Below are 23774 nucleotides of genomic sequence, written 5' to 3'. Positions count from 1 at the left end.
GGACCTGTTCACGAGGACGACACACGGAAGCGGAATACTCGGATCCGTTCAGGCGGTTGCCCTGTCTGCGCGATCCGCGCGCCCTCGTCCTCTCCGCCGTACTCCCCCGTCACTCCCCAGGAGCCCCGCATGACCCAGGCCGTCGATTCCGCCCCGCGCACCGGGAGCGTCTCGCAGCCCTCCGCCGGCGAGACCAGACTCGTGATCGGGCTGCTGCTCGTCTCCGCGTTCGTCGTCATCCTCAACGAGACGATCATGGGCGTCGCGCTCCCCCGGCTCATGGAGGACCTCGACATCTCGGCGGCCACCGGGCAGTGGCTCACCACGGGCTTCCTGCTCACCATGGCGGTGGTGATCCCGATCACCGGGTTCCTGCTCCAGCGCTTCAGCACGCGCCAGGTCTTCATCGCGGCGATGGCGCTGTTCAGTCTCGGCACGCTCGTCGCCCTCGCGGCACCCGGCTTCCCCGTGCTGCTCGTCGGCCGCATCGTGCAGGCCAGCGGCACCGCGATCATGATGCCGCTGCTCATGACGACCGTCCTCAACCTGGTCGAGCCCGCGCACCGCGGCCGCATCATGGGCAACATCTCGATCGTCATCTCGGTGGCGCCCGCCGTCGGCCCGACCATCTCGGGCCTGATCCTCAACGCGTTCTCGTGGCGCTGGCTCTTCGGGTTCGTGCTGCCGATCGCCGTCGCCGCGCTCGTGCTCGGCGTGCTCAAGGTCCGCAACGTGACCACGCCCCGCCGCGCGCCGCTCGACGTCCTGTCGGTCGTGGTCTCCGCCGTGGCGTTCGGCGGGATCGTCTTCGGGCTGTCCAGCTTCGGCGAGGCCGGGTCGACCGGGCCGCTCGTCCCCGTCCTCGCCCTGGTCGTCGGCTTCGCGGCACTGGCGTTCTTCGTCGTCCGGCAGACCCGCCTGCAGCGCACCGACAGCGCCCTGCTCGATCTCCGGACCTTCCGCACGAAGGGCTTCACGGTCCCGATCGTCGCGATGGGCATCAGCTTCATGGCGATGTTCGGCACGCTGATCCTGCTGCCGATCTACCTCGAGCGCGTCCTCGGGCTCGAGGTGCTGACCGTCGGGCTCCTGCTCCTGCCCGGCGGCCTGATCATGGGGCTGCTCTCCCCCGTCGTCGGCCGCATCTACGACCGCCGCGGCCCCCGCGTGCTCCTCGTGCCCGGGTCGATCATCATCAGTGCCGTCCTCTGGGCGCTCTCCACGGTCGGGGTCGACACCAGCGTGTGGTTCGTCCTCGGCGCCCACGTCGTGCTGAGCATCGGCCTCGCGCTCACCTTCACCCCGCTCTTCACCGCCGCGCTCGGTGGCCTGCCGCCGAAGCTGTACTCGCACGGCAGCGCGGTGCTCGGGACGACGCAGCAGCTCGCAGGTGCCGCGGGCACAGCGCTCTTCGTCACGCTCCTGACGATCGGTACGGCCACGGCGGGAGCCGACGCGGACGCCGCCGGGGTCGCCGCCGCGACCGCCTCGGGCGTGCAGACCGCGTTCCTGGTGGGCGGCGTCATCTCCCTCGTCGGCATCCTCACCTCGGCGTTCGTCCGCCGCCCGGCGACGCCCGAGGGCGCACCCGCCGGCGCCCCCGCGATGCACTGACCCGCAACACCACCGGACCGCGCCGACGGTCCGCGATGCCACGTCGCCGACGGCGTGGCATCGTGGGCCGTATGCGGTCGACGGCGCGCGAGGTCAACTGGTCCGGTACGGTCACCTACTCGGCCGAACGGGTCGAACGGCCGCGCACCCTGGAGGAGGCCGCCGAGGTCGTCGCCCGGTCGCAGCGGGTGCACGGGCTCGGCACCCGCCACTCGTTCAACGACGTGGCAGACGCCCACGGGGTGCTGCTCGACCTGACGGGGCTCCCCACGGACCTCGTCGTCGACGCCGCCGCCGGCACGGCCTCGATGGGTGCCGGTACCCGGTACGGGGTGGTCGCGCCGGAACTCGACGCCGCGGGGGTCGCCCTGCACAACACCGGCTCGCTGCCGCACATCTCGATCGGCGGCGCGATCGCCACCGGGACGCACGGGTCGGGCACGACGCTCGGGTCGCTGAGCACCGCCGTCCGGTCGTTCGAGCTCCTCGGGGCGGACGGTGCCGTGCGGACGGTCCGTCGCGGTGACGACGACTTCGACGGGGCCGTGCTGCACCTCGGGCTGCTCGGCATCGTGACGCGCGTCGAGGTGGACGTCGAACCGTCCTACCGGATGCGCCAGGACGCGTACGGGCCCGTCCCGTGGGACCGGTTCGTCGCGCACGTGGCCGACGTGCACGCCGCGGCCTACTCGGTGTGCTCCTACACGGTGTTCGGGGACGAGGTCGGCGAGGTGCTGCTGAAGTCCCGCGTGCCGGACGGCGCCGACGACGTCGACGTCCCGGAGGCCCTGCTCGGCGCACCGCGGCTGCCGGGACGCCCGGCCGACGGTCACGTCACCGCTCGCGACGGCACCGTGGGCCCGTGGTGGGACCGGCTGCCGCACTTCCCGATCGACGCGGTGCCGAGCGTCGGGTCCGAGGTGCAGAGCGAGCACTTCGTCCCGCTGCGGCACGCTGCCGCCGCACTGGAGGCCCTCCGCGGGCTCGCCGACCGCATCCAGCCACACCTGCACGTGTGCGAGCTCCGCACGATGGCCGCCGACCCGTCCTGGCTCAGCCCGACGCAGGGCGAGGACGTCCTCTGCATCGCGTTCACCTGGCGGAAGCACCCCGAGGCGGTCGCGGCGCTGCTGCCGGACCTCGAAGCACGGCTCGCGCCGTTCGACGGCCGGCCGCACTGGGGCAAGACGAGCTCGCTCGACGCCGACGCGGTCGAGGCCCTCTGGCCGCGCCTGCCGGACTTCCGCAGGCTGGTGGCGGCGGCCGACCCGGAGCGGCGGTTCGCGTCCGTGTTCGGTGAGCGGGTGCTGCGGACCTGAGCCGCGCCTCCCGACCGGGGCCACCCCTCACGCGACGGGGGTGACCGTCTTCGTCTCGCCGTCCCAGTGGCGGACCCCGCCGACGGTCAGGGTCTCCGGCAGCGGGGTCGCCCGGAGCGCCGCGACCGCGGCGGGCAGGTCCTCGTCGCGCACCCGACGGGCGAAGGTGACGTGCGGCGACCAGCCGCCGGGCAGCGAGGTCTCCACGGCGTCGGGTGCCCGCCGGTGCACCGCCGCGTGGAAGGCCGCGAGGACCGGGTCCACGACGACGGCACGGACGAGCACGGACCGCCCGGCGCCGGCGGGGAACAGCAGGAGGCCACCGAGCCGGAGCGTCGTCGGCACCGCGGCGTCGAACCCCTCCGGGACCGGCAGCGCGTCGCCGGCCGCGAGGGTGACGTGCGGGTCGTTCGTCCCCGACCGGCCGAGGCTCGGCAGGTCGGCTGCCGTCAGGGCGTCCCACGCGGCGCGGACGGCGGCGTCGGAGTCGGGGTCGAGGACGAGTTCGAGGCTGCGCACGCTCCGAGTCAACCAAGCCCCGCAGCGCCCGGTGCTCGCCGTGCGGCACCTGTGGAGAACGGCACGGATGTAACACGGCGGAACGGATCGTGCGTGTCGCGCCGCGGGCAGCCACACTCGGAACCTGGCCGCGGCATCCCGCGGCTCCCCACGCACCGCCCGTGCACGCCGCCGTCCGGGCTCGCCCCGCCCGGCCCCGCCCCACCCGTCCGGGCACGTCCCCCACGAGGAGCACCCATGTCCGCAGCACCCGTCCTGCCCCAGAAGCCGAAGGGCAGGCGCCCCGTCGGCTGGATCATCGCCGCCGCGGTCGTCGTGGTCGCGATCGTCGTCGCCGTCGTCGTGGCGGCCGTCCGCTCCGGCGGGTCCGAGGGCGCTGCCTCCGGTGACGGCGCCGGGAAGACCGTGACGATCGGCGTCGCCGACAAGTCGCTCGGCTACTGGAGCACGTACACGAAGCTCGCGAAGGACGAGCTCGGCGTGACGGTGGAGCTCACCAACTTCTCGGACTACTCGCTGCCGAACCCCGCACTCAAGGACGGCCAGCTGGACATCAACCAGTTCCAGCACATCCAGTACCTGGCGGACTACAACGTCACCTCGGACGACGACCTGCAGCCGATCGGCTCCACCGCCGTGTACCCGCTGCCGCTGTACGCCACGCAGTACTCGAAGCCGAGCGAGCTGCCCGAGGGTGCGAAGGTCGCGATCCCGAACGACTCGATCAACCAGGCGCGCGCGCTCCTCATCCTGCAGTCCGCGAAGCTCCTCGAGCTCGAGGACGGCGGCTCGGCCTTCTCGACCACGACCGACATCGAGTCGTCGAAGGTCGACGTCCAGCCCCTCGACGCCTCGCAGACCGCGAACGCGCTCCAGCAGGGCTCCGTCGCCGCCGCGGTCGTGAACAACAACTTCGCCACCGCCGCGAAGCTCCCGACCAGCGACATCGTCTTCCAGGACGACCCGGCCAGTGCGAGCGCCGCCCCCTACGTGAACGTCTTCGCGGTGCGCGACGCCGACAAGGACAACAAGACCTACCTCGACCTGGCGAAGCTGTTCCAGGACCCGGCGGTGCAGAAGGCCTTCGCCAAGGACCTGCCCGAGGCCGTCGCCCGCGACGAGAGCGCCACGAAGCTCCAGGCCGAGCTCGCGACGGTCGAGCAGGACGCGAAGGCGGCCAAGCAGTAGTGCCCGCCCTCGTCGAACTCCGCGGCGTCTCGAAGCACTACCGCCGCGCCGACACCGGCGAGACCGTGGTGGCCGTCGAGGACGTCTCCCTGGACGTGCACCAGGGAGAGGTCCTCGGCGTCATCGGGTACTCCGGTGCCGGCAAGTCCACCCTCGTCCGCCTCGTGAACGCCCTCGAGCTCCCCTCGTCCGGCACGGTCACCGTCGGCGGCAGGGAGCTCACCGCGATCCCGGAGAAGGAACGCCGCCTGGCCCGCCGGAAGATCGGCATGATCTTCCAGCAGTTCAACCTGTTCCGCTCGCGGACCATCGCCGGCAACGTCGCGTACCCGCTCAAGGTCGCGGGTGTCGCGAAGGCCGAGCGGGACCGCCGTGTGGCCGAGCTCCTCGACTTCGTCGGGCTGCTCGAGCGCGCGCACGCGTACCCCGAGCAGCTGTCCGGCGGGCAGAAGCAGCGCGTCGGCATCGCCCGCGCGCTCGCCTCGAACCCCGAGCTGCTCCTCGCCGACGAGGCCACGAGCGCCCTCGACCCGGACACCACCTCCGAGGTGCTCGCACTCCTCCGTCGGGTCAACCGCGAGCTCGGAGTCACCATCGTCGTCATCACGCACGAGATGGACGCGGTCCGCCGGATCGCCGACCGGGTCGCCGTGATGGAGAACGGCCGCGTGGTCGAGGTCGGCGACGTCTACGACGTGTTCGCCTCGCCGCAGACCGGTGCGGCGCAGCGCTTCGTGCGCACCGCCCTGCACGACCGCCCCTCGGCGGAGCAGCTCGCGCGGCTGCGGGAACACCACCGCGGCCGCCTGGTCACGGTGCAGATCACCGACGAGGTGGGCCTGCAGAACCGGATCGACGCGGCCTTCCGCACCGCCGGGGTGTCGGCCGAGCTCGTGTTCGGCGGCGTCGGCGAGATCCGCGAACGCCGCATCGGGTCGCTGACCTACGAGTTGACCGCGGACGACCCCGCCGCCGTCGACCGCGCGATCGGGGCACTGCGCGACGGACACGTCACCGTCGACGAGGAGGTCGCAGCATGAACGGCAACGGCTTCCAGAGCGTGATCGACACGTCCGACGTGTTCCTCGCCGCGATCCGCGACACCCTCGTGATGACGCTGGTCTCCCTGGTGTTCGCCGGTGTGATCGGCCTCGCGCTCGGACTGGTCCTGTACGCCACCCGTCCGGGCAACCTGCTCGGCAACCGGGCGGTGTACACGGTCGTCAACGTGCTCGTGAACATCGTGCGCCCGATCCCGTTCGTGATCTTCCTGGCCGCGATCGCACCGCTGTCGCGCGTCGCCGTGCAGACCACGATCGGCGTCCCCGCGGTGACGTTCGCGATCTCGCTCGCGGCGTCCTTCGCGGTGTCCCGGATCGTCGAGCAGAACCTGCTCGCCGTCGACCCGGGCGTGGTCGAGGCAGCGCGGGCGTCCGGGGCCCACCCCGTGTCGATCCTGCTGACGGTGCTCATCCCCGAGGGCGTCGGACCGCTCATCCTCGGCTACACGTTCATCTTCGTGGGCATCGTCGACATGACCGCGCAGGGAGCCCTGATCGGTGGCGGTGGCCTGGGCGAGTACGCGATCGTGTACGGCTCGCAGCGGTACGACTGGTGGATCGTCTACGTGTCCGTGGCGGCGATCGTGGTGATCGTCCAGCTCGGGCAGTTCATCGGCAACCGGCTCGCGCGGGCGACGCTGCGTCGCTGAGGCGCGGACCGGTCGCCCCGGCGATCGACGACGGACGGGAGGCACGGTGCCAGCTGGCACCGTGCCTCCCGTCCGTCGGCGGTGGCGTCCCGCCGCGGGGGTCGCGCCGAGCGAGCACGATCCGTCACGCCAGGCGGTGCTGGCAGCCGAACGTGCCCGCTCGACGGACGGACACGGCATGTCACGCCCGTTCGGCGGGACGGTGCCGGAACGCGGGCGAGGGACAGCGAGCACCCGGCCGTGGCGGCCTCAGGCGGCGGGGGTCTCCGGGACCTCGACGGCGGCGGTCGCGACGCCGGGGTGCTCGTAGTGCGCGCGGACCAGGATCGGCCGGTGGTCGGAGATGCCCGCGGGCAGGGTCTCGACGCCGGCGATGTGCAGCCCGACACTCGTCGCGAAGTCGAAGTGGCCGGTGAACTTGCGGTAGCGCAGGTAGGTCGGCTGGTCGGACAGCGACAGCGCGAAGCCGTGCTCCTCGATCTTCCGGCGCAGGTTCGTCTGGAACCACGGGTAGTTGAAGTCGCCGACCATGATCGCCGGAGCCTCGTCGGACAGCTCACGGACGAACTGGTGGGCCGCCTCGATCTGCTTGCGTCGCAGGGAGTTCGTGGCCGTCAGCGGCGAGGCGTGGAACGAGGCCACGATGACCTCCGTCTCCGCCTCGGTGTCGCGGAGCCGCATCGCGATGAGCCGTTCGTGCGCGGGGGCGAGCACCCGGTCGTGCAGCGACTTCTGCAGCGAGTGGATGCTGAAGTCCTGCACCTCGAAGCGGTCGTCGCGCTTGTAGATCGCGAGACCGAGTCGGTTGGCCTTCGTGGAGGCGGCGAGCGAAAGCCCGGCGACCTCCGGCGCGAGGTCGTTGCTGTCGCACTCCTGCACGCAGATCACGTCCGCCTGCGACGCTTCCGCCAGGGCGGCGAGCTCGCTGTTGGCGGTGTGCTCGCGGAGGTTGTAGCTGACGACGCGCAGCTCGGTCGGCTGCACGGCGGTGCCGTCGGCGATCGTCCCCTGCTGCTGTGGCCCGGCCATGCTGCCTTCCGTCCTGGGTGTCTCGGTCACCCTGCCGCGGCAACCGTACTCGGCTGTCGCGGACAGTTGCTGTGACCGTAGCGCACCCGGGGTCCCCCGCGGGTGACCGTGTCGCGAACGGACAGCGGACGGCCGACAGCCCCGCCGGTCAGCGGACGGCTGACAGCCCCGCCGGACAGCGGACGGCTGACAGCCCCGCCGGGCAGCGGGACGGCGTCCGTCAGCGCGCCGCGGCTCGCACCCGGCGCGCCGGTCGCACCGTGTCCCCCGCGGTCCGGCTCATCAGGACACCCTCGACACAGGCCACCACGAGGAGCACGGCGATCACCCAGAAGGCCACGTCGTAGGGCCCGGTCCCGCCGAGCCCGGCCGCAGCCCGGATGGCCACGGCGGCGACGGCGACCCCGAAGCCCGCTGCGACCTGCTGCAGTGTCGACGAGAGTGTGTTCGCCGGCGTCATGTCCGCCTGCTCGACGTCGGCGAAGGCGATCGTGTTGTACGCCGTGAAGCCGACCGACCGCGCGGCGCCGCTCACCACGAGCAGCACGGCGAGCAGCCAGAACGGGGTGTCCTCGGTCAGGAACACCATCGCGACGACGCTCAGCGCTGCGATCGCGCTCGACACGACGATCACCGGCCGGTAGCCGAACCAGCGGAGGAACGGCGTGGTCATCGGCTTGATCCCGAGGTTGCCGACGAAGACCCACAGCACCGCGGACCCGGCGAGCACCGCGCTCCAGCCCCAGGCGTCCTGGAAGAGCAGCGGCAGCACGAACGGCACGGCCGACACGGCGAGCCGGAACAGGCTGCCCCCGGCGTGCGAGACGCGGAAGGTCTCGAGCCGGAACGACCCGAGGCCCATGATCGGGTGCGGGGCCCGACGGAAGTGCCGCACGGCGAGCCAGCAGCAGACGCCCCCGACCACGCCCGACACGACGACCGCGACCAGGGGGATCTCGTCGAGTGCGAGCAGGGACGCCATCACCACGAGCGAGCCGAGTCCGAGGCAGGCGAGCAGCGACCCACGCCAGTCGAACGGGACGCGTTCCGGAGCGCGCTCCTGCGGCACGAGGACCAGTGCGGCGACGAAGGCGATCACCCCGAGCGGGATGTTGACGAGGAAGATCCAGTGCCAGCTGAGGGTGTCGACGAGCACGCCGCCGACGAACGGGGCGATGATCGGTGCCGCGAGTGCGGGCCAGGTGAGGATCGCGATGGCGGTGACGAGCTGTTCGCGTCCGGCACTCCGCAGGACGACGAGCCGTCCGACGGGCACCATGAGTGCTCCGCCGAGCCCCTGCAGGATCCGCCAGAGCGTCAGCTCGACGAGCCCCTCCGACGCCGCGCACAGGGCGGAGGCCACCGTGAAGAGCGCGATCGCGCCGGTGAAGACCGTGCGGGAACCGACCCGGTCGGTGAGCCAGCCGCTGACCGGGATGAACACCGCGAGCGTGACGAGGTAGGCGGTGATCGCGACACCGATCGCGGCGGAGTCGACGCCGAGGTCGCGGCCCATCGCCGGGGCTGCGGTCGCGAGGATCGTGCCGTCCAGGAGCTCCATGAAGAAGGTGCCCGCGACGAGCACGGCCACCGCCGTGCTCCCCCGTCGTCGTGTCGTCGTCATCGTCGTCATCACGTCGAATGCTATGCCCGCTCGGTTTCTGCCCGACGCAGCCGGCAGGCGCCGGGGCGTACCACCGTTCTGCACCGCAGAATGGGCGGGACGAGGACGTTGCCCGGTGGACCCGGCACCGGGAGCGTTGCCCCAGGAGCACACCGCACGACGCAGGAGGACCGATGACGACCACCCCCGCAGCAGCAGGGCACCCCGTCCGCCCGCCCGGCACCGTCACGACGAAGGGCGCAGCCGACCCCGCCGCCCCCGTCCTCGGCCGGCACGTCCTCGACCACGCGCACCTCCCGGTGATGACGCTCCGCGAGTCCGCCCTCGCCCACAACACCGCCGTCATGCAGTCGTACGTCGACCGCCACGGGCTGCTGCTCGCCCCGCACATGAAGACGCACATGGCCCCGGCCCTCGCCGACCGCCAGGTCCGTGCCGGCGCCTGGGGCGTCACGGTCGCCTCCGTCCAGCAGGCCATGGTCGCGTGGGCACACGGCGTGCACCGGATCCTCGTCGCCAACGAGGTCCTCGACCCCGCCGGCCTCGCCTGGCTCGCCTCCCGCCGGAGCGTCGACCCCGACGCCGACGTGCTCTGCAACGTCGACTCCGTCGCCGGTGTCACCGCGGCGGCGAGCGCCGCCCGCTCCGTCGACGGCACCGTCCACGTGCTGGTCGAGGTCGGGTTCCCCGGCGGCCGGACGGGCGTGCGCTCGGCCGAGCAGGCGCGCGAGGTCGCCGTCGCGGCGCACGACGCGGGTCTCGTCCTCCGCGGGGTGACCGGGTACGAGGGGGGCCTGCCCGACGTCGACACCGCACGCGCCTGGGTCGCCGAGGTCCTCGCGATCGCCAGCGACGTGCGTCGTCTCGTCGCCGGCCGAACCCTGCTCAGCATGGGCGGCAGCGCCTGGTTCGACGGGGTGGTCGACGCCGTGGAGGGCCGTCCGGACGACGTCGACGTGCTCCTGCGCTCGGGCGCCTACCTCACGCACGACGACGGCTTCTACGCCGAGCGCACGCCGTTCGGCCGCCGCCCGGAGGAGGGCTCGCTCCGCCCGGCGATCGAGGTGTGGGGCCGCGTCACGTCCTGCCCGGAGCCGGGCCGCGCGCTGGTCGCGGTCGGCAAGCGCGACGTGTCGTTCGACGAGGGCCTGCCGGTGGTGCGCGGCGTCCGGCCGGGAGGCGCGGCACACGACCCGCAGGTCGTCCCACCACCCGGGGCGGTCACCGTCACCCGCCTCGACGACCAGCACTGCTACCTCGCCCTGGATGACGGGGCGCCCGGGCTGACGCCCGGCGACGTCGTCGTGCTCGGGGTCTCCCACCCGTGCACGGTCTTCGACAAGTGGCGGCAGGTGCAGGTGCTCGCGGACGACGACACCGTCACCGAGACGATCGCGACGTGGTTCTGATGCCCGACGACGAGCAGTCGCCGCCGTCGCCCGTGCCCGCGCGCAACGCCGCACTGTCGCTCCGCCGGGGCCTGACGGTCCTCGACCACGTGGCCGACCGCACCCGGAACGGCGCCGCCTCGGTGTCGCTCGGCGAGCTCGCGACGACCCTGGGCACCGCGAAGTCGACCGTGCTGCGCCTGACCGCGCCGATGGTCGAGACCGACCTGCTCCGCCGCACCCCGGACGCCGGCTTCACCCTCGGGCTCGGCGCACTGCTGCTCGGCCAGAGCTACCTCGAGGGCATCGACCTGCGCGCCGCAGCGGCGCCGTTCATGCGGCGCACCGCGGAGTCGACCGGCCTGACCTGTCACCTGGTGGTGCCGGACGGCACGGACATCGTCTACGTCGACAAGGTCGAGACCCGCGGAACGGTCCGGATGGGGTCACGCATCGGCCACCGCCTGCCGATGCGGAACACCGCCTCCGGCAAGGCGATCGTGGCGTTCGGCGACCCCGGGCTCCTCGGCGCGGTGCTCGCCGTGCCCGCGACCGCGATGACCGACCAGTCGATCACCGACGACGGACGCTGGCGGCAGGAGGTCGACCGCACCCGGGCGCGCGGGTACGGGATCGACGACCGCGAGAACGAGCCGGGCATCCGCTGCGTGGCCGCGCCCGTGCTCGACCACGCGAACCAGGTCGTCGGCGCGATGAGCATCTCGGGGCTGGCGTCCCGCTTCCCGGCGGCGGCGGTCCGCGAGCTCGGCGACGGTGTCGTGCGGACCGCGCTCGAGATCTCGGTTGCGCTCGGGTCCTCGTCGGCACAGCTCGCCCTGCGTCGCACGGCACCGGGTGGGGTGACCCGGTGAGCGCGGGCACGGGGGTCCTCACCCTCGGCGAGACGATGCTCCTGCTGGCCGGCCCCGGTGTCGGCGAGGTGTGCGACCTCGACCACATGCGCGTCGACACCGGCGGGGCGGAGAGCAACGTCGCGATCGGGCTGGTCCGCGCGGGTGTCCCGGCCACGTGGGTCGGACGCGTGGGGTCGGACCCCGCCGGTGACCGGGTCCTGCGGGACGTCGGGCAGGCCGGCGTCGAGGTCGCCGCGGTCGTCGACCCCGAGCGTTCGACCGGGCTCATGATGAAGGAACGACTGCGGGACGGCCGGACCCGCGTGACCTACCACCGTCGACACTCCGCGGGCTCGGCGCTCGCACCGGAGGACGTCCCCGCCGGGCTCGTCGAGCGGTCGGCGCTCGTCCACGTCAGCGGCATCACGCTCGCGCTCTCGGAGTCCGCCCGGCGGACCGTCACCACGGTGCTCGACCGCGCCGAGGCCGCCGGGGTCCCGGTGTCCTTCGACGTGAACCACCGGCAGAAGCTGCTCGACGCCGCGGTCGCCCGGGAGCACTACCGCGCCGTCGCCGCCCGTGCCGCGGTGGTCTTCGCCGGCGACGACGAGGCCCGCATCCTGCTCGGTGACCCGGACGGTGCCGGGGACGACGGGGCGAGCCCGCTGCAGTCCGACGAGGACCTCGCCCGTGGGCTCGCCGACCTGGCCCGTGGTCGTGCCGTGGTGAAGCTCGGCTCCCGCGGCGCCGTCTCGGTCGTGGACGGGCGGACGACCCGCCGCGCGGCGACACCGGTCCGGGTCGTCGACCCGGTCGGTGCCGGTGACGCGTTCGTGGCGGCCTGGCTCGCGGCGACGCTCACGGGGGCCGACGCGGACACCGCGCTCGACCGGGCCGCCGACGCCGGAGCGCTCGCCTGCACCGTCCCGGGCGACTGGCGGTTGCCCGGCCCCGGCGCGACCCCCGACCCGCTCCCCGCCGACGCGCCGGACCCGTCGGACCCGTCGGACCCGTCAGACCCGTCGGACCCGTCAGACCCGGCCGGCCCCCGAGCAACCGCTGTCGACACGGCGGTGCACGACCGCGTCGACCGCTGACCGCGACCACCACCCGTCCGGCACGAACCCGCCCGACCGATCCGAGGAGCCACACCGTGAGCACCCACCACACGTCCACCGGCGACAGCCCGTCGGTGCCGCACCACGGCACCCGGCACGGCGCGGGTCCGGCCGTCGCGATCCTCCGCGGCGGCACGGGCGAGCACGTCGAGGCGGTCGTCGACACCCTGGTGGGCGCCGGCGTCCGCGCGGTCGAACTCACCACGAACACCCCGCGCTGGCGCGAGGGCACCGCCTGGACCGCGCGACGGTTCGGCGACGGCGTCTCCGTCGGGGTGGGCACGGTCCTCGACCCGGAACAGGTCGACGACGCCGCCGACCTGGGGGCGTCCTTCGTCGTCAGCCCGCACCTCGACCCCGCGATCGGCGAGCGTGCCCACGAGCGGGGCCTCGGCTGGTACCCGGGGGCAGCGACGCCGACCGAGATCGTGCGGGCGTGGCGGCTCGGCGCCCGGGCGGTGAAGGTGTTCCCGGCGGCACAGCTCGGCGGCCCCGCGTACCTGCGGCAGGTGCTCGCCCCGCTCGACTTCGTCGACGTGGTCCCGACCGGCGGCATCGGGATCGACGATGCTGCCGACTACCTGGCAGCCGGTGCGGTGGCGGTCGGACTCGGCTCCCCCCTGGTCGGTGACGCCCTGGGCACCGGGGACACGGTCGCGCTGCGGTCCCGCGCGGAGCGGCTCGTCGCGGGGCTCGCCCGGTGACCACCACCGCGGAGGCCGGTGCGCCGTTAGTGCTCCGCGGCGGGTCCGTCGTCGACCGGGACGGCCCCACCCGCGCGGACGTGCTCGTGGAACGCGGTCGGATCACGGCGGTCGGTGCGACGCTCCCCGTGCCGGACGACGCCAGCACGATCGACTGCGGTGGCCGCACGGTCCTCCCCGGGGCCGTCGACGCGCACTCGCACGCCGGGTCCCGGGTCTTCGACGAGGACGTCCAGCTCGCGCTGCTCCGTCAGGGCGTCACGTCGATCGTCACCGGCCAGGACGGCGTCGGCCCGGCCCCCGGCGACGGCAGGTGGGCGGGCCGGTACTTCGCGGCGATCGACGGCCCGCACCCCCGGTACCGCGGCGGCGGCACCACCGGCCTGCTGGCGACGTACGACGGAGCCACGCCGCTGAACGTCGCGACCCTGGTGCCCGCCGGGACGATCCGGCACGAGGTGCTGGGCGACGAGGACCGACCCGCGACCGCCGAGGAGACCACGGCGATGCGCGCGCTCGTCCGCCGCGAGCTCGCCGAGGGAGCGCTCGGGCTCGCCACCGGGCTCGACTACGTGCCGGGGCTGTACGCCGACACCGCCGAGCTCGCGGCGCTCTGCGCGGAGGTCGCCGCCGTCGACGGCGTCTACGTGTCGCACGTCCGCGGCGGGTACGAGGCGAACCTCCGCGTCGGGCTCGATGAGGTCGCCGAGATCGTCCGGTCGAGCGGGGTCCGTGCGCACGTGTCGCACCTGCACGCTCCGGTCGACACGGCCCTCGGCGTGCTCGAGGACCTGGCGGCCGCGGGGGTACGGCTGACCTTCGACGCGTACCCGTACTCCCGCGGGTGCACGATCCTGTCGATGCTGCTGCTCCCCGCCGCGCTCGCGCGCCCCGGCACCGACGACCTCGCCCGCGCGGTCGCCGACGACGCCGGACGCCGCCGGGTCCGCACCGCCGTGCTCGACCGGGTCACCGCGCGCCCGGACCTCGGACCGGGCTGGGCGGACCAGGTCACGCTCTCCCACGTGCCCTCACCGGCGCACCACGACCTGCAGGGCCGCACCCTGACCGACGCCGCCGCGGTGCGACGCACCGAACCCGTGGACCTGGCGATCGACCTGCTCGTCGCCTCCGACCTGCAGGTGACCGCGATCATGCGCGTACCGCACCCGCGCTCCCCCGCCGACCTCGCGCCGCTCGTCCGGCACCCCGGGCACACCGCGGGGTCGGACGGCATCCACGTCGGCACGCACCCGCACCCGCGGGCCACCGGCACCGTGGCGCGGTACCTCGGCGACTTCGTGCGTGCCGGGCTGCTGTCGTGGCCGGACGCCCAGCGGCACCTGTCGACCACCGCCGTCGAGCACCTGCGGCTGGGCGACCGCGGGGTCGTGCGTGCGGGGGCGGTCGCCGACCTCGCGGTGGTCGACCCCGAGCGGGTGGCGGCGCGGTCGACCTACGACGACCCGACGGCCACGGCTGTGGGGACGGACGACGTCCTGGTGGCGGGCGTGCCGGTGCTCGCTGCCGGACGTCTGACGGGCACCACCCCGGGCGCCGGGATCCGGCGTGCGGGCGCGACGGCACCGAGGGGCACCGGAGGTCGGTGAGGTTCCGCTCAGGGAGCGGGACGGCGGGTGACGATCAGGAGGCGCTGGGCAGCACCGCGACGACGTCGATCTCCACGAGGATCCCGGCCAGGTGCGACTGCACGGTCGTGCGGACCGGGTACGGCTCCGAGAAGTGCTTCGCGTACTCCTCGTTGAAGGCGGCGAAGTCCCGGTCCGAGTGCTCGAGGTGGACGGTCGACTTCACGACGTCGTCGAGGGTCGCGCCGTGCTCGGCGAGGACGGCGGCGACGTTGGCCAGCACCTGGGCGGTCTGTCCGGCGACGTCGTCGGCCATCGCCCCCGTCGCCGGGTCCTGCGGCCCGAAGCCCGCGGTGTAGAGGAACCCGCCGGCCACGATGCCCTGGCTGTACGGGCCGGCGGGTGCCGGGGCGTTCGCGGTGACGATGGCGGTCTTCGGCACGGGGACTCCTCTGGTCGTCGGACGCGGTCCGTCCGGGTGGGCCTCCAGGCTAGGGCCGGCCCCACTGCGCGGACCGACCACCCGCCGGAGCCGTTGCGGTGTGCAGAACGCGGGACGGGCCTCCCGGCCGACCACCGACGACCGACCCGTCCGCGACCGGCCACCGGCGTGCCGGAGGGTGCCAGGCGACGGTCGGTACGCTCGGTCCGTGCCCACCGAGAGCCCTGCGCCCGCCGGAGCGGGCCGGTGAGCCGCACCGACGGCGCCGTCACCGGGACGCTCGCGAACGGTCGACGTCGCATCGTCGACCTGGCGACGAGCCTGCCCGTCTGGGCCGCGGTGCTGCTGGTGTGGGGCGGCGGCCGTCTCGTCTCCACGGTCTGGCTGGCGCTCGCCTACCCGCTGATGGCCCGGCAGATGCCGGACAACGCCATCTGGGGCAACGAGCACGGGTTCGGGTCGTTCCTCACCGCGTGGGACGGCCAGTACTACGAGCAGATCTCGGTGCACGGCTACCCGACGACGTTGCCGCTCGATGCCGCCGGGCACGTCGCCCAGAACGCGTGGGCGTTCCTGCCGGCGTTCCCCTTCGCCATCCGCATGCTGACGGCCTCGACCGGGGTGCCGTTCGCCGTGGGGGCGCCCCTCGTCGCGCTGGCCGCCGGGCTCGTGGCGACGTTCCTGCTGCACCGGCTGGTGAGCGACCGTGCCGGCAACGCCGCGGGCATGTGGGCGGTCTTCTTCTTCACGTGCGGTCCGCTGTCGTTCCTGCTGCAGGTCGGCTACGCGGAGAGCACGTTCCTGGCACTGACGTTCGGCGCCCTGCTGGCGCTCGAACGACGGCGCTACGGCCTGCTGACGGTGCTCGGCGTGGTCGCGGCGTTCACCCGTCCCGGGGCGCTCGCGCTGCCGCTCCTGCTCGGGGTCGTCGCACTCGTCCGCTGGGTGCGTGCACGACGAGCCGCCGCGGGCACCGGTGTGCGGTCCCTCGAGGCCTTCCCGGTGGCGGAACGCGTCCGGGTCGTCGCCGCCGGCGTGGTGATGGCCGCGGCGGGGCTGGCCTGGCCGGCCATCGCGGCGCACGTCACCGGGCGGTCGGACGCCTACCTGGAGACCGAGATGTCCTGGTGGGTGAACTTCATCGGGCGGGTCGACTTCACACCGATGACGCCCTGGTTCCTGATCGCCGGGCGGTGGCTCGGGGTCGGTGGGGTCCTGATCGTGGTCGTCCTGCTCGTGGCGTACCCCGTCTGGCTGCTGCGGCGCTCGACCCGGGCGCTCGGCTCGACGACCGTGCTGTACTCGGCCGCCTACGCGCTCTACATCTTCGCGGTGTCCCTGCCGATGGCGTCCACCCCGCGGCTCCTCATGCCGCTCGCGCCGTTGTTCGGCTCCCCCGAGCTCGTCGCCCGGCCCTGGATGCGCTGGACGTTCGTGAGCTGCGCGCTCCTCGGGCAGCCGGTGCTCGTCGCGGTGCTCTGGCTGCTCGGCCCGCCCTGACCCCGGTCGCGGAGCGGTCGGAAGGCCCGCGAAACGCAACGTCGGCGGTTCCTCGCAGGGCTGTACCGCTGCGAGGGACCGCCGACGTTGCGTGGTGCGGAAGGGGGACGGGCTAGAGCTCGACGGTTCCGTGGTGGCCGGTGTCGGGCTGGCTCTGCTTGCCGATCGCGGCCTTCAGGGTCTGCACGAGGCTGCCGACCGGGCCGGTGTCCTGCGTCCAGTACTCGACCGAGTCGCCCTCGACGGTGAGGAGTCGGATGGTCGGGTCCTGTCGGCCGTCCGGGAACCACGCCTCGGCGAACGGGGACCAGAGTTCGTCGATGACGGACTCGTCGCGGGTGACCGTCGCCGTGCCCGCGATCGACAGGTACCCGCCCTGCGACTCGATGGCGACGTTGACGTGCGGATTGCGCGCGATGTCCTCCACCTTCTCGCTGCCGTCCTGCACCAGGAAGCGGAGGGTCCCGTTGAACGCCTTGTCCTGCACGGCCAGCGGACGGGCGTGCAGCTGGCCGTCGTCGCTGACGGTGGTGAGCAGGGCGGTTCGAGCGCCGTGGACGATGTCCGAGATGGCTGCGCGGTGGTCTGCCTGCGTGTCGGTCATGATGCTCCTGTTCGTCGTGCGCCCCGTTGTGCTCGACGTCCGGCCGGGCACTGCCCGGGCGCGTTCCGTTCCCGCCAGTGTGCCCCTCGTCGCTGGGACCTGCCCGCCCGGGTTCCGGCCCCCGCACGAGTGGCTGCGGCGCGGACGCGTGCCGCGCGGGACCGGGCGTGCAGGGCGGGAACGGGCGCACCTGGCGAGATCGGCGCACCTGGCGAGAACGGCGCACCTGGCGAGAACGGGCGTACCTGGCGAGAACGGGCGTACCTGGCGAGGACGGGCGCACTTCGCGGGAACGGGCGTACCTGGCCGTCCGAGAACGGGAGGTACGCCCGGAACGATCAGGTACCGCGGTCGTCATGGGAAGGAACGGGCACGGACGGGCACCCACACGCTCCGACCCAGCGGCCCCACACCGCGCCGCCCCCGGGGCCGAGGGTGACGCGTCAGGCGGCGGGCTCGCGGATCGTCGTCTCGACGTCGACGACCTGCGGGACGCGCGGCATCGAGGCGAAGCCGAACGCCACGGGCGGGTCGAGCGGGGCCAGGGACCCGAGCGGTTCCCCCGCCCAGGACCCCGTGACGGCGGTGACGTCGTGCGCCCCGGTCACGCCGTAGTACTCGCGGCGGCCACCACCGGCGGTGCCGGCCGTGCCCGCGCCGGGCGCGACCAGTCGTGCGACCGGGTCGATCACGCTGAGCCACCGGGGATCACGCGCGATCGGCTTCGGCACGATGCGGAGCACCCGCCCGAGCGGTGAGATGGATCCGACGTCGATCGAGGCGCGGAGCGGGCCGGCGTCGAGCTCGAGACCACGAGCGGTGCGGCGGGCGTCGATGTCGACCACCGACACCGTGTCGAAGCGGTAGGTCCCGGAGACGTACGCGGCCACGATCTCGTCCGGAGCGAGCAGCACGCTCGATCCGTCCGGCTGCTCCACGAAGACGTCCGTGAAGGCTCCGAACGGCGACTGGTCCCACATGCCGACGACGAACCGCACGCCGGACGTCGTGCCGACGCCCATGATGCGACCACGGAACCGACGCTCGACGATGTTGGGGCGGGGCGACATGCGGTGGACGGTACCCGGCGCTGCCGTGAGTCGGCGTGACGGCGGTGGGGCGCGCCTCCCGGCCGACGGGACGCTGCCGGACCCGGCCCAACGGGAAGCACCCCGCGCCACGGAATCCCGTGGTGCGGGGTGCTTCTCGTTGTGCACGAGCAGGCCGCACCGGCCCGCCCCGAGCCGCACCGCCCCGCCCCGCCCCGCCCCGAGCAGCACCGGCCCGCACCGAGCCGCACCGGCCCGCCCCGAGGAGGCGTCCGCCTACGGCACCGGCACCGGCTCGGCGAGCAGCTCGCGCACCCGCGGTGCGACCCGCGTGCCGTAGAGCTCGATCGACCGCATCATGTCCTCGTGCGGCAGGCGACCCGTCGCGTACCGCATGTCGAAGCGCGAGACGCCGAGGATCCGCATGTTCCGGGCGATCTTCCGCGCCACCGTCTCCGGCGACCCGACGTACAGCGACCCGCCGGCGGACAGTCCCGCCTGGTACTGCGCGGCGTCGAGGGGCGGCCAGCCGCGCTCGCGGCCCAGCCGGTCGGTGACGGCCTTGTGGTACGGCCAGTAGCGCTCGGCTGCCTCGGCGTCGGTCTCGGCGACGAAGCCCGGCGAGTGCATCGCGATGGGCTGCTGCGGGAGCTCGAGCTGCGTGAGCGCCTGGCGGTACAGCCGCGAGAACGGGGCGAACTGCGCCGGCTGCCCGCCGATGATCGCGAGGAACAGCGGCAGGCCGTAGGACGCCGCACGGATGACGGACTGCGGCGAGCCGCCGACGCCGATCCAGGTCGGGATCGGGCCGTGCTCGAGCTTGGGGAAGACGTCCTGGTCGACGAGCGCCGCGCGCTTCGTGCCGGACCACGTCACCGCGTCCCCACCGCGCAGGGCGTTCCAGAGCTGCAGCTTCTCCTCGAACAGGACCTCGTAGTCGGCCAGGTCGTAGCCGAACAGCGGGAAGGACTCCGTGAACGAGCCGCGGCCGAGGATCACCTCGGCGCGCCCGTCCGACAGGGCGTCCACGGTGGCGAAGCGCTCGTACACGCGCACCGGGTCGTCCGAGGACAGGACGGTGACGGCGGAGCCCATGCGGATCGACGAGGTGCGGGCGGCGATGGCGGCGAGGACGACCTCGGGGGCGCTGACCACGAAGTCCTCGCGGTGGTGCTCCCCGACGCCGATGAAGTCGATCCCGACCTGGTCCGCGAGGACGGCCTGGTCGACGACGTCGCGGATGCTCTGCGCGTCCGAGCGGAGCGAACCGTCGGCACGCTCGGTGACGTCTCCGAAGGTGTCGAGGCCGAGCTGGACCGGCCCGATGCGCTCGGGTGCGGGCGGCGGGACGTCCGACGGGCGGTCGGTGCCGAATGCGTTGCTCATGTGCGCCTCCTGATCGATGCGTTTGCATGAACTGTAGCACCGCGGGAGCCGGACGTACAGCCCCGACGGCGCGCGCCCGGCGGGTCACCAGACCGCCGGCGTACCGTGCCGCGCATGGCGAACATCCCCGACCAGACCGGCCGTCGCATCGTCGTGACCGGCGCGAACAGCGGCACGGGCAAGGAGACCGCGAAGCGGCTCGCCGGTGCCGGCGCGAGCGTCGTGCTCGCCGTCCGCACCACCGCGAAGGGCGAGGACGCCGCGACCGAGATCCGCCGGGAGCACCCGGGCGCCGACCTCGAGGTGCGCGAGCTCGACCTCGCCGACCTCGGCAGCGTCCGCCGGTTCGCCGCGGGGATCGCCGAGGACGGCCGTCCCCTCCACGTCCTGGTGAACAACGCCGGCGTGATGGCCCCGCCCGAGCGCTTCGAGACCGCAGACGGCTTCGAGCTGCAGTTCGGCACGAACTTCCTGGGACACCTGGCGCTCACGAACCTGCTGCTGCCGACGTTGCTCGGCACGGCCGCGGGCAGCGACGACGCCCGGCCCCCGCGCGTCGCGACGATGTCGAGCCTCGCCGCCATCCCCGGCAGCATCCGCTTCACCGACCCGCAGTGGGAGCGCGGCTACAACGGCTGGCGGGCCTACTCGCAGTCCAAGCTGGCCGACCTGCTCCTCGCGCTGCACCTGCACCGGCTGTCCGTCGAGCGGGACTGGCCACTCGTCAGCACGGCGGCCCACCCCGGCTACACGCGCACGAACCTGCAGTCCACCGGCCGCTCGCTCGGCCGGTCGCGTCCGGTCCGCGCGAGCGACCGCGCGCTCCCCTTCACGCAGGCGGTGGAGCAGGGCGCGGAGCCGCTCCTGTACGCCGCCGTCGGTCCGGCCGCGGTCGGCGGGGCCTACTACGGGCCGTCCGGGTTCGGGGGCCTGACCGGACCGACCACGACGGTCTCGGTGCCGCGCTCGGCGCGCAGTGCGGACCTCGCCCGGTCGCTCTGGGCGGTCGCCGAGGACCTCACCGACACGCACGCGCCCGCCTGACCGCTGGCTCGGCACCCGCACCGGCCGGGAGGCACGACCCGACCGCGCCCCGACGGCGTCAGAACCGCAGGTGGTCGCGCGCGAACGCGTCGATCACCCCCGCCTTGAGGGCACGCTGTCCACGGGCGGTCGGGTGCACGTCGTCGGACTGCATCCACTCCGGGTGACCGGACAGCGGCTGCCCGACGTCGACGTAGGTGCCGCCGTCGCGCCGGGTCGCCCGCTGCAGGGCGTGCGAGATCGTCGCCAGCTGCGCCGGCGGGGCCTGCTCGTTCCACACGGCGCTCAGCCCCACCACCCGGGCTCCGGGCAGGTCGCGGTGGACGAGGGCCACGAGCTGGTCGGTGGCGCTCGTCACCTGTGCGTCGTCCTCGCCCAGGTCGTTCGAGCTCGCCTGCACGAAGACGACCCGGGGGCGCAGGTCGACCGCACGCTTGACGAGCCCCGGGTAGGCACTGGCGCACGCGTCCGGGTCCCCCGTGGCGACGACGCCGGCCCCGTCGCAGGACAGGTTCGTCAGCTGCCACCGTTCGGTCCGGGCGAGGAGCGCGGGCCAGGCCTGCTCCGGCGTCAGGCCGTGGCCGCCGCTCACCGAGTCGCCGATGACGACGATCCGCTCCCCCGGGGCGTGGTCCCAGGCGCGGCCGGTCGGGCTCGGCGAGGAGGCCGCGGCCACCGAGGAGTCCTCGCTGCAGCCGACGAGGGCGAGCGCGGTGAGGGCGGCGAGCGTCGTCGCGAGGACGGCTCGACCGCGGGGACGGCGCCGCGGAGCGGGGTCACCGATGCCCGCGACGGTGCGCGGGGACGGCCGTGTGGTCGGGGTCACGACGGGGACCGTACGCCGCCGGACCACGGCGGGACCGGCCGGTGCGCTGCTGCTCCTCACAGCATCGGGGACGTCCGGGCGGGACGCTCACGCCCGGTGCAGCTCCACCGAGCCGTCGAGGCGTCCCGGGTGGGCGAGCCGCGCGTGCTGCAGCACCGTCCGACCGGGCCCGACCGCGGCGGCGACGACGGACAGCGTCGCGACGTGGCCGTCCGGCTCGACCGCGTCGCGCAGGATCGCGTCCGGGTGGTCCGGGGGCAGGGCCGCGGAGTCGGCGAGCACGCCGAACCAGCCGCTCCAGCCGTCGCCCGCGTCGTCGCCGAGGTCGGCGGTGCGGAGTTCGTCGAACGGGCCGAGCGCCGGCGGCCCGGCCGGCGCCGGGGCCGTGCGGAAGGCCTCGAGCCACCGGCCGACCCGCGGCGCGGCGGGGTCGTCCGGGGCTCCGTGGGTCACCATGTGCACGCCGGGCTCGAGCAGGGTCGTCCGCACCGCCCTGCCGTCCCAGGTGTCGACGGCGGCGCCCTCGGCCGTGGCCCGCACCAGGTTGAACGCACGCGTGCTCGGGAGCGAGCCGCCCGCGCCCGGCGCCGCGCCGGTCAGCGCGTCGAGCGGCAGCACGCCGCGGGTGGTCCAGGTGCCGTCGTCGCTCGGCACCGGTTCGGCACGGTTCAGCACGACGGCGAGCCCCGCGGCGTCGGACGCGGCGAGCCACGCTCCGCCGGCCGACCGGTCGCGCACACCCCGGACGGCGGGGTCGAGCTCGGGCCACCAGGCGGCGGGCGGGTCCCAGGGACGGTCGGGCGACTCGTCACGGAGCGCCAGCACGGTGACGGGCCACGCGGCGCCGGGGTCGACGCGGACGACGACGGTGCACATGGGCTCGATCCTCGCACGGCCGTCCGGGTAGCGTGACCGACGTGGATGCTGCAGCAGGTCGCCGTCTGTCCGTCGTCGTCGGGATCACCGGGGGCATCGCCGCCTACAAGGCCGTGGGGGTCGTCCGCGACCTCGTCAAGCGCGGCCACGACGTGCACGTCGTCCCGACCGAGGGTGCACTCCGCTTCGTCGGACTGCCGACGCTCGAGGCGCTGAGCCGGAACCCGGTCACGACGAGCGTCTGGGACGACGTGGCCGAGGTGCGGCACGTGGCGCTCGGACGCCGGGCGGACCTGGTCGTCGTCGCGCCCGCGACCGCCGACTCCCTGGCGCGGATGGCCCACGGACTCGCCGGGGACCTGCTCGGGACGACGCTGCTCGCGACCGAGGCGCCCGTGGTCGTCGCCCCCGCGATGCACCCGCAGATGTGGGAGCACCCCGCGACCCGGGCGAACGTCCGGACCCTGCGCGACCGCGGGGTGCACTTCGTCGGGCCGGTGGTCGGCGCGCTGACGGGTGACGACGCCGGGATCGGCCGGATGGCGGAACCCGAGGACATCGCGGCCGCGGCGCTGGCGGTGCTCGACCGACCGACCGAGGCGGGCCGACGGGACCCGGGCGGGGCGGGCCTCCCGGCCGGTGCCGCAGCGGGGTCGGGGACGGGGGCGCGGGGCGACCAGGGCGACCTCGCCGGGGTGCGTGTCGTCGTGAGCGCGGGAGGGACGCGCGAGCCGTTCGACCCGGTGCGCTTCGTCGGCAACCGGTCGAGCGGACGCCAGGGCGTGGCGATCGCCGCGGACGCCGTCCGACGCGGCGCGACCGTGACGCTCGTCGCCGCGAACGTGGACGCCGGGCTCACCGCGGAGCTCGGTGCGACCGTGGTGCCCGTCGGGTCCGCCCAGGAACTCGCCGACGCGGTGCACGCCGCGGCGGTCGACGCCGACGTGGTGGTGATGACCGCCGCGGTCGCGGACTACCGACCGGCCGAGGTCCGCCCCGACAAGCTGAAGAAGGACGACCAGGGCGACACCATGACCCTCGAGCTCGTCCGCAACCCCGACGTGCTGGCCGACCTCGTCCGAGCACGCCGCACGGGTCAGGTCATCGTCGGGTTCGCCGCGGAGACCGAGCCCGACAGAGAGGCCCGGATCGCCCTCGGACGCGCCAAGATCGCCCGGAAGCCGGCCGACCTGCTCGTCGTGAACCACGTCGGGTGGGACGCGGGCTTCGAACGCGAGGAGAACGCGATCGAGGTGCTCGTGCCCGGCGGCGACGTCGTCCGGGAGACCTCCGGCAGCAAGGCGGACGTCGCCACGGCGGTGCTCGACCTCGTCGCGACCGCCCTGACCTGAGCGACGCCCGACACCCGCTCGGGCGAGGGCGTGCACGA

General features: G+C 74.0%; 22 protein-coding genes. 13 read left to right on the top strand and 9 right to left on the bottom strand.

Going from position 1 to position 23774, the window contains the following annotated elements; genetic code table 11:
- Nucleotides 1-129 precede the first annotated feature (129 nt).
- Both ACIP6W_RS13325 and ACIP6W_RS13320 read left to right on the top strand, forming a co-directional pair.
- Nucleotides 130-1614, top strand: coding sequence for an MDR family MFS transporter (locus ACIP6W_RS13325; protein ID WP_209685014.1), 1485 nt, complete (start codon nt 130-132; stop codon nt 1612-1614).
- 71 nt (nt 1615-1685) lie between these two features.
- Entirely contained in the window at nt 1686-2933 is a 1248-nt protein-coding gene (locus tag ACIP6W_RS13320; protein ID WP_209685013.1) for a D-arabinono-1,4-lactone oxidase, read from the top strand.
- Between the two features lie 27 nt (nt 2934-2960).
- On the opposite strand, the gene ACIP6W_RS13315 is transcribed toward ACIP6W_RS13320, so the two are convergent.
- Nucleotides 2961-3452 (bottom strand): 2'-5' RNA ligase family protein, encoded by a 492-nt coding sequence (locus tag ACIP6W_RS13315; protein ID WP_251159606.1) that lies wholly within the window; start codon nt 3450-3452, stop codon nt 2961-2963.
- Nucleotides 3453-3689: 237 nt separating this feature from the next.
- Here ACIP6W_RS13315 and ACIP6W_RS13310 point away from each other — a divergent pair, with 237 nt between their 5' ends.
- From ACIP6W_RS13310 to ACIP6W_RS13300, 3 genes are read left to right on the top strand one after another with little or no spacing between them, the layout of a single operon-like run.
- Nucleotides 3690-4640, top strand: a complete 951-nt coding sequence (locus ACIP6W_RS13310) for a MetQ/NlpA family ABC transporter substrate-binding protein (RefSeq protein WP_209685011.1) — start codon at nt 3690-3692, stop codon at nt 4638-4640.
- Nucleotides 4640-5680 carry a methionine ABC transporter ATP-binding protein gene (locus tag ACIP6W_RS13305; protein WP_209685010.1) on the top strand — a complete coding sequence of 347 codons (1041 nt, stop codon included), beginning with the start codon at nt 4640-4642 and terminating at the stop codon, nt 5678-5680. Before ACIP6W_RS13310 ends, ACIP6W_RS13305 begins: the two co-directional genes overlap by 1 nt.
- Nucleotides 5677-6351, top strand: coding sequence for a methionine ABC transporter permease (locus tag ACIP6W_RS13300; RefSeq protein WP_066655373.1), 675 nt, complete (start codon nt 5677-5679; stop codon nt 6349-6351). The genes ACIP6W_RS13305 and ACIP6W_RS13300 overlap by 4 nt, the downstream gene beginning before the upstream one ends.
- A 249-nt stretch (nt 6352-6600) precedes the next feature.
- Here ACIP6W_RS13300 and ACIP6W_RS13295 read toward each other — a convergent pair whose 3' ends face one another.
- The gene (locus ACIP6W_RS13295; RefSeq protein WP_209685009.1) at nt 6601-7380 is read right to left on the bottom strand and encodes an endonuclease/exonuclease/phosphatase family protein; all 780 of its coding nucleotides are present in this window, start codon (nt 7378-7380) and stop codon (nt 6601-6603) included.
- Between the two features lie 220 nt (nt 7381-7600).
- Complete coding sequence (locus ACIP6W_RS13290) at nt 7601-9013, bottom strand: MFS transporter (protein ID WP_235426351.1); 1413 nt, start codon at nt 9011-9013, stop codon at nt 7601-7603.
- 164 nt (nt 9014-9177) lie between these two features.
- Here ACIP6W_RS13290 and ACIP6W_RS13285 point away from each other — a divergent pair, with 164 nt between their 5' ends.
- From ACIP6W_RS13285 to ACIP6W_RS13265, 5 genes are read left to right on the top strand one after another with little or no spacing between them, the layout of a single operon-like run.
- Complete coding sequence (locus ACIP6W_RS13285; protein ID WP_251159607.1) at nt 9178-10413, top strand: alanine racemase; 1236 nt, start codon at nt 9178-9180, stop codon at nt 10411-10413.
- Complete coding sequence (locus ACIP6W_RS13280; protein WP_066655376.1) at nt 10413-11264, top strand: IclR family transcriptional regulator; 852 nt, start codon at nt 10413-10415, stop codon at nt 11262-11264. The genes ACIP6W_RS13285 and ACIP6W_RS13280 overlap by 1 nt, the downstream gene beginning before the upstream one ends.
- On the top strand, nt 11261-12343 hold the full coding sequence (locus tag ACIP6W_RS13275; RefSeq protein WP_251159608.1) for a sugar kinase: 1083 nt from the start codon (nt 11261-11263) through the stop codon (nt 12341-12343). Before ACIP6W_RS13280 ends, ACIP6W_RS13275 begins: the two co-directional genes overlap by 4 nt.
- Before the next feature lie 56 nt (nt 12344-12399).
- Nucleotides 12400-13068, top strand: a complete 669-nt coding sequence (locus ACIP6W_RS13270; RefSeq protein WP_200884104.1) for a bifunctional 4-hydroxy-2-oxoglutarate aldolase/2-dehydro-3-deoxy-phosphogluconate aldolase — start codon at nt 12400-12402, stop codon at nt 13066-13068.
- Entirely contained in the window at nt 13065-14678 is a 1614-nt protein-coding gene (locus tag ACIP6W_RS13265) for an amidohydrolase family protein (protein WP_251159609.1), read from the top strand. The genes ACIP6W_RS13270 and ACIP6W_RS13265 overlap by 4 nt, the downstream gene beginning before the upstream one ends.
- A gap of 34 nt (nt 14679-14712) precedes the next feature.
- Here ACIP6W_RS13265 and ACIP6W_RS13260 read toward each other — a convergent pair whose 3' ends face one another.
- A complete protein-coding gene (locus tag ACIP6W_RS13260) occupies nt 14713-15099 on the bottom strand; it encodes a RidA family protein (RefSeq protein WP_066655379.1) in 387 nt (128 codons plus the stop codon).
- Nucleotides 15100-15345: 246 nt separating this feature from the next.
- Here ACIP6W_RS13260 and ACIP6W_RS13255 point away from each other — a divergent pair, with 246 nt between their 5' ends.
- Nucleotides 15346-16599 (top strand): hypothetical protein, encoded by a 1254-nt coding sequence (locus tag ACIP6W_RS13255; RefSeq protein WP_251159610.1) that lies wholly within the window; start codon nt 15346-15348, stop codon nt 16597-16599.
- 112 nt (nt 16600-16711) lie between these two features.
- Here the strand turns inward: ACIP6W_RS13255 and ACIP6W_RS13250 are convergent, their stop codons facing one another.
- From ACIP6W_RS13250 to ACIP6W_RS13240, 3 genes are all read right to left on the bottom strand, one after another.
- Nucleotides 16712-17203 (bottom strand): pyridoxamine 5'-phosphate oxidase family protein, encoded by a 492-nt coding sequence (locus ACIP6W_RS13250; RefSeq protein ID WP_209685002.1) that lies wholly within the window; start codon nt 17201-17203, stop codon nt 16712-16714.
- Between the two features lie 443 nt (nt 17204-17646).
- Nucleotides 17647-18273: a hypothetical protein gene (locus ACIP6W_RS13245; RefSeq protein ID WP_400429995.1), complete on the bottom strand. Its 627-nt coding sequence runs from the start codon at nt 18271-18273 to the stop codon at nt 17647-17649.
- 255 nt (nt 18274-18528) lie between these two features.
- Nucleotides 18529-19638: an LLM class flavin-dependent oxidoreductase gene (locus tag ACIP6W_RS13240; RefSeq protein ID WP_235426353.1), complete on the bottom strand. Its 1110-nt coding sequence runs from the start codon at nt 19636-19638 to the stop codon at nt 18529-18531.
- Between the two features lie 114 nt (nt 19639-19752).
- Here ACIP6W_RS13240 and ACIP6W_RS13235 point away from each other — a divergent pair, with 114 nt between their 5' ends.
- The gene (locus ACIP6W_RS13235; protein ID WP_400429992.1) at nt 19753-20682 is read left to right on the top strand and encodes an SDR family oxidoreductase; all 930 of its coding nucleotides are present in this window, start codon (nt 19753-19755) and stop codon (nt 20680-20682) included.
- 58 nt (nt 20683-20740) lie between these two features.
- On the opposite strand, the gene ACIP6W_RS13230 is transcribed toward ACIP6W_RS13235, so the two are convergent.
- Both ACIP6W_RS13230 and ACIP6W_RS13225 read right to left on the bottom strand, forming a co-directional pair.
- On the bottom strand, nt 20741-21508 hold the full coding sequence (locus ACIP6W_RS13230; protein ID WP_400429990.1) for an SGNH/GDSL hydrolase family protein: 768 nt from the start codon (nt 21506-21508) through the stop codon (nt 20741-20743).
- 87 nt (nt 21509-21595) lie between these two features.
- On the bottom strand, nt 21596-22384 hold the full coding sequence (locus ACIP6W_RS13225; RefSeq protein ID WP_209684999.1) for an NRDE family protein: 789 nt from the start codon (nt 22382-22384) through the stop codon (nt 21596-21598).
- A 65-nt stretch (nt 22385-22449) separates the two neighbouring features.
- On the opposite strand from ACIP6W_RS13225, the gene ACIP6W_RS13220 reads away from it, so the two are divergent.
- Nucleotides 22450-23736 carry a phosphopantothenate--cysteine ligase family flavoprotein gene (locus tag ACIP6W_RS13220; protein ID WP_066658508.1) on the top strand — a complete coding sequence of 429 codons (1287 nt, stop codon included), beginning with the start codon at nt 22450-22452 and terminating at the stop codon, nt 23734-23736.
- Nucleotides 23737-23774 lie beyond the last annotated feature (38 nt).

Source organism: Curtobacterium sp. NPDC088465 (genome assembly GCF_044753165.1).
GTDB lineage: Bacteria > Actinomycetota > Actinomycetes > Actinomycetales > Microbacteriaceae > Curtobacterium.
The sequence above is the reverse complement of the archived record's forward strand: the minus strand, read 5'-3'. Positions and strand labels throughout refer to the sequence as shown.

Excerpts from the sequence above, each read along its gene's own strand:
- ACIP6W_RS13280 (WP_066655376.1), top strand. The coding sequence starts at position 10,413 with ATGCCCGACGACGAGCAGTCGCCGCCGTCGCCCGTGCCCGCGCGCAAC.
- ACIP6W_RS13240 (WP_235426353.1), bottom strand. The coding sequence starts at position 19,638 with ATGAGCAACGCATTCGGCACCGACCGCCCGTCGGACGTCCCGCCGCCC.
- ACIP6W_RS13285 (WP_251159607.1), top strand. The coding sequence starts at position 9,178 with ATGACGACCACCCCCGCAGCAGCAGGGCACCCCGTCCGCCCGCCCGGC.
- ACIP6W_RS13310 (WP_209685011.1), top strand. The coding sequence starts at position 3,690 with ATGTCCGCAGCACCCGTCCTGCCCCAGAAGCCGAAGGGCAGGCGCCCC.
- ACIP6W_RS13295 (WP_209685009.1), bottom strand. The coding sequence starts at position 7,380 with ATGGCCGGGCCACAGCAGCAGGGGACGATCGCCGACGGCACCGCCGTG.
- ACIP6W_RS13245 (WP_400429995.1), bottom strand. The coding sequence starts at position 18,273 with ATGTCGCCCCGCCCCAACATCGTCGAGCGTCGGTTCCGTGGTCGCATC.
- ACIP6W_RS13250 (WP_209685002.1), bottom strand. The coding sequence starts at position 17,203 with ATGACCGACACGCAGGCAGACCACCGCGCAGCCATCTCGGACATCGTC.
- ACIP6W_RS13225 (WP_209684999.1), bottom strand. The coding sequence starts at position 22,384 with ATGTGCACCGTCGTCGTCCGCGTCGACCCCGGCGCCGCGTGGCCCGTC.
- ACIP6W_RS13290 (WP_235426351.1), bottom strand. The coding sequence starts at position 9,013 with ATGACGACGATGACGACGACACGACGACGGGGGAGCACGGCGGTGGCC.
- ACIP6W_RS13300 (WP_066655373.1), top strand. The coding sequence starts at position 5,677 with ATGAACGGCAACGGCTTCCAGAGCGTGATCGACACGTCCGACGTGTTC.
- ACIP6W_RS13325 (WP_209685014.1), top strand. The coding sequence starts at position 130 with ATGACCCAGGCCGTCGATTCCGCCCCGCGCACCGGGAGCGTCTCGCAG.
- ACIP6W_RS13235 (WP_400429992.1), top strand. The coding sequence starts at position 19,753 with ATGGCGAACATCCCCGACCAGACCGGCCGTCGCATCGTCGTGACCGGC.
- ACIP6W_RS13320 (WP_209685013.1), top strand. The coding sequence starts at position 1,686 with ATGCGGTCGACGGCGCGCGAGGTCAACTGGTCCGGTACGGTCACCTAC.